General features: G+C 48.8%; 2 protein-coding genes. Both read right to left on the bottom strand.

The window, feature by feature from the left end:
- The coding region (locus J4G07_22560) for a type I restriction endonuclease subunit R (GenBank protein MCE2416766.1) at positions 1-490 on the bottom strand (490 nt) is incomplete at its 3' end.
- 288 nt (positions 491-778) lie between these two features.
- Positions 779-2,095, bottom strand: a 1,317-nt coding sequence (locus J4G07_22565; GenBank protein ID MCE2416767.1) for a DUF4062 domain-containing protein, incomplete at its 5' end; no start/stop codon positions are given.

Raw genomic sequence — 2,095 nt, forward strand, 5'->3', positions numbered from 1 at the left:
GACGGATACCCTCAGCGATTGATACAGTTGAACGCTTCAGTTCCAGTACACCGAGTGCGATACCGTTGACGTAAAGCACGATGTCGGGACGTTTGATGTTGTTGCCATAAACGGTTACTTCTTCAGCGATGCTGAAGTCGTTGTTGAGTGGGTTCTCCCAATCAATGAGCCAGACGGTGATATTTTGTTCACTGGCACTCGGTTGGACTTTGATGCCGTAGCGCAATAGATCGTAGACTTCGCGGTTCGCGCCGTAGAGCGTCTGGCTCCCGGCGAGTGTTGCGGCATTGTTTAGCTTGAACAGTACCCTGGAGATAATCTGGTCACTGTGTCCTTGACGTTTCAGCCAATCGGTGAGTTGCGCTTCCTCAATGTTGTTGTTATCCTGACGGTGATGCCAGTCGCCGAGGTAGTTGTAACCGAGTTCCTGTTCAAAGAATGCGATCACGTTTTTCTGTGTGTGTATTTCTTTTTGTCCAATGGTGTTCATGGTAATGGTTATCGGTGCGGGACTGCGTCCCTTTCGGTTATCGGTTTTCGGTAAGAACGTGCGATGAATGCACGTCGCATTTGGGCGAGTACGCCGCAAATCGCACGACTACGAACATGAGGTTAGAAACCGCTCCGGCAATGGGGAGAAGTTACGGCACGCGGCGCGTGCCTACTCCCTTTAAGAGTTGGGAATCGGAGTTCCCTCCTACAAAAGAGGTTTTCAGATGCATAGAAAGACTTGGGCTGCATCTTATACTGCATCTTATACTGCATCTTATACTGCATCTTATACTGCATCTTCTGATTTCAGATTCGCGAGTTCAGCTCTTCCTTTGTCAGTCAATTGGTACTTCTGCCGTGGACTCCTGGGTTTCTCTGGCAGTGTGTATTCGATCATCTGGCTATCCAGAAGGTCTCGAACAACGTTATAGAGTTGACCGGATGCCTTCTTGTGCCCTAATTTCTTGGACAATTCAGATCTTGACAGTGGACCATCAGCAAGTAAGTTTATCACCTTAGATTCAAGATCTCCACGGAGGAACTCTGTCTGCACCTCAATTTGCTCAGAGGGCTTAGCGCGCCAAATCGTTATTTTAAATCCACTGCTATCGGTGAATTCCGGTTCGGATAAGTTAGCATCCCTACATCGATGGATCATGTCTAATGTCCCTGTTCCCATCTCTTCAATATATTGCGTGAGATACAAGGATCGAGCAAGCAACCGGTTGTTGGGCACCGATGGGTGCGTCTCTCGCAGTTGTTCCAAGGTCAAAGAGGGTGGCAGTCTGCCAGGATTCAATATCTCAAGCCGATCCGAGAAGAGCATCACTTGGACACTGGCGTTGCTGGTATAGTCTCGATGTGCTATGGCGTTGACAATCGCTTCAGTCACAACTTCCTTCGGGATTTCGTAGGCGACAGGTGCTTGCACACTTTCTGCGCGTGTTCCTACCGACAACGCAATTTTGCTAAGCACAAAATCGACTGCTTGATTAACGAGTTGAAACGCAGTGCCTTTGTAGACTTGGTAGGACGGGATGGGTTTAGCGACCTCTGTTCCGTGGAAGTGGGCACATTTAACCTCCGAGGAAATTAGAAATTGCTGTGGTGCCTTTCCAAATACCAACACTGCCGCGTTCGTTGGTCGCCCATTGTTTAGCAGATTGAGATGAACCAATAACTCTTCGGTTGATACCCCTTCGGTTAGGGGAAACTCCCTTGCCCTCCGTGCTGTTCGGATAAACCAATCCATCTGTTCAGTGTCAAGATCGTCCAGCAATGCCTTCAAACAGGGAGACGCGTCAAAAGCTTCGGAACGGACGAGGTCTTTGCTATCAAGGTATTCAACTAACGCGGCGTAGAGTGCTGTTACTAATTCTTCCGAGGTGTTGAATCGTTTTCGGATAAGTCCAGATTGTGCCTTCTGGATAAGTGCTTGCATCTTCGGGTGCTGATCATCATTGTTTGTGCCTTTCACGAAGATCAGACGATGGACACCGGAAAGGGTTGCCTGATCGAACTCTCGCTCCGTCGGTGATATACCCTCTGTATCCTCGGATCCGTAGTCGTTACCGAACAACCCTACATAGAGATCGGACTGCTC

Source organism: Candidatus Poribacteria bacterium (assembly GCA_021295715.1).
GTDB lineage: Bacteria > Poribacteria > WGA-4E > WGA-4E > WGA-3G > WGA-3G.